General features: G+C 57.5%; 5 protein-coding genes and 2 pseudogenes. 6 read left to right on the forward strand and 1 reads right to left on the reverse strand.

Annotation, left to right across the window (positions count from 1 at the left end; genetic code table 11):
• Nucleotides 1-538: pseudogene (locus ADK28_RS02125) on the forward strand (lysine decarboxylase LdcC); the annotation flags it as partial.
• Between the two features lie 4 nt (nt 539-542).
• Here ADK28_RS02125 and ADK28_RS02130 read toward each other — a convergent pair.
• On the reverse strand, nt 543-1,088 hold the full coding sequence (locus ADK28_RS02130) for a MarR family winged helix-turn-helix transcriptional regulator (RefSeq protein WP_048794759.1): 546 nt from the start codon (nt 1,086-1,088) through the stop codon (nt 543-545).
• A 147-nt stretch (nt 1,089-1,235) separates the two neighbouring features.
• Here ADK28_RS02130 and ADK28_RS02135 point away from each other — a divergent pair, with 147 nt between their 5' ends.
• The 5 genes and pseudogenes from ADK28_RS02135 to cadA all read left to right on the forward strand — a co-directional run.
• Nucleotides 1,236-1,469, forward strand: a complete 234-nt coding sequence (locus ADK28_RS02135; protein WP_048794760.1) for a glutaredoxin family protein — start codon at nt 1,236-1,238, stop codon at nt 1,467-1,469.
• Between the two features lie 110 nt (nt 1,470-1,579).
• Complete coding sequence (locus tag ADK28_RS02140) at nt 1,580-1,969, forward strand: VOC family protein (RefSeq protein ID WP_033639527.1); 390 nt, start codon at nt 1,580-1,582, stop codon at nt 1,967-1,969.
• 89 nt (nt 1,970-2,058) lie between these two features.
• Nucleotides 2,059-3,618 carry a lysine decarboxylation/transport transcriptional activator CadC gene (cadC, locus tag ADK28_RS02145; RefSeq protein WP_048794761.1) on the forward strand — a complete coding sequence of 520 codons (1,560 nt, stop codon included), beginning with the start codon at nt 2,059-2,061 and terminating at the stop codon, nt 3,616-3,618.
• A 370-nt stretch (nt 3,619-3,988) separates the two neighbouring features.
• Entirely contained in the window at nt 3,989-5,332 is a 1,344-nt protein-coding gene (gene cadB, locus ADK28_RS02150) for a cadaverine/lysine antiporter (RefSeq protein WP_033639529.1), read from the forward strand.
• A gap of 95 nt (nt 5,333-5,427) precedes the next feature.
• Nucleotides 5,428-6,109, forward strand: a pseudogene (gene cadA / locus ADK28_RS02155) (lysine decarboxylase CadA); the annotation flags it as partial.

The following is a 6,109-nucleotide window of genomic DNA, read 5'->3' on the forward strand; positions in this document are numbered from 1 at the left end:
CCTGTTCAGCATCGGCATCGACAAAACCAAGGCGATGAGCCTGTTGCGCGGCCTGACTGATTTCAAGCGCGCCTACGATCTCAACCTGCGGGTGAAGAACATGCTACCGGATCTGTACGCCGAGGATCCGGATTTTTATCGCCATATGCGTATCCAGGATCTGGCCGCCGGCATTCATCGGCTGATCCGCCAACACGATCTGCCGCGCCTGATGCAGCGGGCGTTCGACGTACTGCCGGAAATGAAGCTGACGCCGCACCAGATGTTCCAGGAACAGGTGCGCGGCAATGTGGAAACCTGCGAGCTGGATCAGTTGGTGGGCAAGGTGGCGGCCAATATGATCCTGCCTTATCCGCCGGGCGTGCCGCTGGTGATGCCGGGAGAAATGATCACCGAAGAGAGCCGGGCGGTGCTCGATTTCCTGCTGATGCTGTGCTCTATCGGTGAGCGCTATCCCGGTTTTGAAACCGACATCCACGGCGCCAAACTGACGGAGGACGGGCGCTATCTGGTGAAGGTGTTGAAAGCGCCAGCATAATCGTTTAGGCGAATTCTCGGCAGATCAGGTTCACGCTGTCGAGCGGCAGCGGTTCCTGTGTCAGGCCGCAAAACGGTTGGCCATTGCGCTGCTGGTGATAGCGGCAGCGGTGGCATTCGCCGAACAGCGCCGCATTTTCCTGCCGCTGCAGTTGGCGCAGCAGCTGGGTTAACAGCGCCTGCAACTGTTCGCCGTCCTGCTGCATGGCGTCTTGCGCCTGCTGCAGGTAGGCAGGAGGAAACAGAGCCTCCATTAAACTTCGCGATTTTTCTGTCAGCCGCAGCCGCACGCTGCGGCGATCCTTTGCGTCCGCCGTGCGGGCGATCATGCCGTTCAGCTCCAGCTTTTTCAGCGATTGGGACACCGTTCCCTTGGTCAGGCCAAGGTATTCCGCCACGGCCATCGGGGTGTTGGAGTAATGATTACAGCGTGCCAGATAGTAGAGCGCGCTCAACTGCACCGGCGGCAGACTTTCCAATTCTTCGTGGCTGCGCAGCCAGCTGCGTTGCAGGCTATTCAAGCGTTCAAGCAGATCAAACAGTTTTAGCATCGTATCCTCATCAGGTTGCGTAAATAGTATCGATTAAAAACTATATTGACAAGTCATTGGTGCTGGCATACTGTTCATATCGTTTCGATTCGAAACAATATGGGTAAGTCAACGTGCCCGAAACCGTCAATACCAAGGAGAATGAGGATGACTAAGGCCGTATTTTATCATGCCGGCTGCCCGGTATGCGTGAGTGCCGAACAGCAGCTGTTGGGGCTGTTGAGCGATAACGTGCAGGTGGAAGTGGTGCACCTGGGGGAACGCCCAACGCGCGTGGCGGAAGCTGAGCGCCTCGGCGTGCAGAGTGTACCGTCGCTGGTGGTCGATGGGCAGGTGCTGCACATCAACTTCGGCGCGGCGCTGGCGGATCTGAAGGGCTGAGACGCCGTGTGCTGAATCATGCCCCGCGGCAATCCGCGGGGTTTTTGCCGTTGACGTCATCGCCGCCGCCGGATACCGTGCCCCATCAGAATGAACAGGAGAGGGTTTCTATGCTGGGATTACGTCAGGTGCACCACATCGCGATCATTGGCGCGGACTACGCCGCCAGTAAGCATTTCTATTGCGATATTCTCGGTTTTACCCTGCTGAGTGAAGTTTACCGCGAGGAGCGCGACTCCTGGAAAGCGGATCTCGCGCTCAACGGACAATACACTATCGAACTGTTTTCTTTCCCTTCGCCGCCGGCCCGCGTCAGCCGCCCAGAGGCCTGCGGCCTGCGCCATCTGGCGTTCAGCGTTGACGACATCGATCGGGCCATCGCCCATCTGCAGGCGGCCGGCGTTGCCTGCGAACCGGTGCGCGTCGATCCCTACACCCAATCCCGATTTACCTTTTTCAGCGATCCCGATGGTTTACCGTTAGAATTATACGAGAGTTAACGGCTTAATCGCCTCCCGGCGGCCACAGCCGGGGGCGGTTATGCTATGATCGCGCCCTTGCCCTACATGCCTACAGAGTTATTTCCGCCATGCAAGAGCCTGCTTTTCGCGTCGGGGAGTGGCTGGTTACCCCTGCCGACAACACCATCAGCCGCGACGGCCGCCAAAAAACGCTGGAACCGCGCCTGATCGACATGCTGTGCTATTTCGCCCGGCACCCCGACGTGGTGCTGAGCCGCGACGAGCTGATCGACAACGTCTGGAAGCGCAATATCGTCACCAACCACGTGGTGACCCAATGTATTTCAGAGCTGCGCAAGTACCTGAAAGACGGCGACAGCGACAGCCCGGAATACATTATCACCGTGCCCAAGCGCGGGTATAAGCTGGCGACGTCGGTGATCTGGTGTGAAGAAGGGGAGACGCAACCCGCTCCCGCACAGGCGCCGCAGATTGCGGTGATCATGCATGAACCGGAAGACGGCAGCGAGGAAGACGACGAGACGCCGTATGTGCCGCCGCGCCGGACAAGCGGCGCGCCGTCTGCCGCGTCTGGCGAAAAGCAGCCGCGTTTTTATCGTCGCCCGACCTTCTGGGTGTGGCTGGCGTTTCTGGCGGCGCTCAGCGTTTGCGTGGCGTTTGTCGGCATCGCCACGCTGTCGCAGCGCGTGCCGGTATCGACCATGCCGGTGCTGCTCAACCCGCGCGATATCGATATCCGCATCCAGGGCGGCGAGAGCTGCAGCAACTGGATGCCCCAGCTCTCTTACGTGGTGGGCGTCAGCGAGCTGATCACCGATTCGTTGAACACCTACTCGACCTTCCTGGTGCATGACCAAACCAATTACAACTATTCCGGCCCCAGCAATTCGGGCAAGTCGCTGTATATCGAGTTCGTCAATCAGCGCCACTACCGCGCCCAGCAGTGTTTCCTCTCCGTGCGGCTGGTGGATAACGCCGACAGCTCTGTCATGCTGGACAAGCGTTACTTCATTACCGCCGATAACCAGCTGAAGATCCAGGCCGACTTCCTCGCCAGCCTGTCCGCAGCGCTGAAGCAGCCTTGGCCGCCACAGCTGGAGCAGCGTCTGGCGCAGTTGCTGCCCGACAACGGACCGTTGCTGCAGCGTTTCTACCAGGCGCATCAGTTGCTGATCCGCGGTGACGCCGATTCGTTGACCCGCGCCAGCGGCCAGCTGAGCGAGCTGATTAACAGCGCGCCGAACTTCCACTACCTGCTGGCTGAAAAAGCGTTGGTGGATCTGCTGCGCAATTCTTATCAACCGTTCGACAGCCCGGCCTTGGCGCAATTGCGTGCCGATATCAGCCATCTGGCGACGATCCCCGAATTGAAAAACACGCCGATCGTGCAGCAAGTTCTGGCGGTAGATGCCTTGACGCAGGGGCGGATTGACGAGGCGCACCGGGCGATCGATCTGGGGATTGAATTGCAAATGTCGTGGCTGAATTATGTGCTGCTGGGCAAGGTGTATGAAATGCAGGGGCAGAATCATTTGGCGGCCGACTCTTATATTACCGCCTTCAATCTTCGCCCCGGTGAGGATACCTTGCATTGGATCACCAATGGCGTATTCCAGACGTCATTGACCAACGTAGTGCCTTATTTAAATAACTATCAGCGCCAATAATTAATCCAATATCACGCCGCCCTTATTCTTCGGGGATCATGGCGGCGTTATTTATTGGTGAAGCAATGTTGCATGAATGTATTATTTTGCTGCGCGATATTATTTCTTTTTTGCCATTTGTTATGCGTCATTAACCTTGTCATCTTATTGTTTTTAAATGATGTTTATCTTTTCTTTAGCCTGTCTTTTTATCTTGATGTGTTAATGAAAAACCTCAGGTTATCATTTGTATGATCATGAGCGTAATCTCACTTTATCTTTAGGACTTTATTCCCCCCGATGGTTAGCATCCTGACAATCAAGCCGGCTCATTAAAATCTTTTATTTATGGGTGTGGCTTATAAGAAACGTAAATCAGGAGAAACTGACCATGGCTTCACCCAAGAAAATAGGGCTTATTGCCTGCACCGGCGTGGTCGCCGGTAATATGATGGGGAGCGGGATTGCCTTATTGCCCGCCAACCTGGCGAGTCTCGGATCCATCGCTATTTGGGGATGGGTGATCTCGATTATCGGGGCGATGTCGCTGGCTTATGTGTATGCCCGCCTCGCCACCAAAAACCCGCAGCAGGGCGGCCCTATCGCCTACGCGGGTGAAATTTCCCCGGCCTTCGGTTTCCAGACCGGCGTGCTTTATTACCATGCCAACTGGATCGGCAACCTGGCCATCGGCATTACCGCCGTTTCTTATCTCTCCACCTTCTTCCCGGCGCTGAACAACCCGGTGCCCGCCGGCATCGCCTGTATCGCCATCGTGTGGGTCTTCACCTTCGTCAACATGCTGGGCGGAACCTGGGTCAGCCGTTTGACCACGCTGGGCCTGGTGCTGGTGCTGATCCCGGTGATCGTGACCGCCACCCTCGGCTGGCACTGGTTTGACGCCGCCACCTATCAGGCTAACTGGAATACCTCCGGCACCACCGACAGCCATGCGGTCATCAAAAGTATTCTGCTGTGCCTGTGGGCGTTCATCGGCGTGGAATCCGCAGCGGTCAGCACCGGCATGGTGAAAAACCCGAAACGCACCGTGCCGCTGGCGACCATGCTCGGCACCGGCCTGGCGGGCATCATCTACATCGCCGCCACCCAGGTGATCAGCGGTATGTTCCCGGCGTCTGAAATGGCCGCCAGCGGCGCGCCGTTCGCCATCAGCGCCTCGGCGATTATGGGCAACTGGGCCGCACCGATGGTTTCCGCCTTCACCGCCTTCGCCTGCCTGACCTCGCTCGGTTCGTGGATGATGTTGGTCGGCCAGGCTGGGGTGCGCGCCGCCAACGACGGCAACTTCCCGAAAGTGTACGGCGAGCTGGATAAAAACGGCATTCCGAAGAAAGGCCTGCTGCTGGCCGGCTGCAAAATGACCGCGCTGATGGTGCTGATCACCCTGATGAGCTCCGCCGGCGGCAAAGCCTCCGACCTGTTCGGCGAGCTGACCGGCATCGCGGTGCTGCTGACCATGCTGCCTTACTTCTACTCCTGCGTAGACCTGATCCGCTTTGAAGGGGTCAACGTGCGCAATCTGCTGAGCCTGATCGCTTCAGTGTGCGGCTGCGGCTTCTGCTTCATCGCGCTGATGGGCGCCAACTCATTCGAACTGTCCGGCACCTTTATCATCAGCCTGATTATCCTGATGTTCTACGCCCGGAAAATGAATACCCGCCAGGCTGCCAACGCCGCGGCGGTCGATGAAAACACCACGGCCAAAGCGCACTGATTCGCGTCCGCTGACCGACTGAATTTACCCAGCCCCTTTCTTTCCGACCTGTCAGCCGCGACGGGAAGGGGCTTGCTTTGCCAGGAGAAATGCATATGAACGTTATCGCCATCATGAATCACATGGGTGTCTACTTCAAAGAAGAGCCCATCCGTGAACTGCATCAGGCGCTGGAAAGTCTGGATTTCCGCATCGTTTACCCTAACGATCGCGAAGACCTGCTGAAACTGATCGAGAACAACGCCCGCTTGTGCGGGGTGATCTTCGACTGGGACAAATACAACCTGGAGCTGTGCGAAGAGATCAGCCAACTGAACGAATACATGCCGCTGTACGCATTCGCCAACACCTATTCGACGCTGGACGTCAGCCTGAACGATCTGCGCATGCAGGTGCGCTTCTTCGAGTATGCGCTCGGCGCGGCAACCGACATCGCCGCCAAGATCAAACAGAACACCGACGAGTATATCGACACCATCCTGCCGCCGCTGACCAAGGCGCTGTTCAAATACGTGCGCGAAGGCAAATACACCTTCTGTACGCCGGGCCACATGGGCGGCACCGCGTTCCAGAAGAGCCCGGTGGGCAGCCTGTTCTACGATTTCTTCGGCCCGAACACCATGAAGTCGGATATTTCGATTTCGGTGTCCGAGCTGGGATCGCTGCTGGATCACTCCGGCCCGCACAAAGAGGCGGAAGAGTACATTTCCCGCGTGTTCAACGCCGAACGCAGCTACATGGTGACCAACGGCACCTCCACCGCCAACAAGATCGTCG

It is taken from the genome of Serratia sp. 506_PEND, from assembly GCF_001076875.1.
Classification (GTDB): Bacteria; Pseudomonadota; Gammaproteobacteria; order Enterobacterales; family Enterobacteriaceae; genus Serratia; species Serratia marcescens.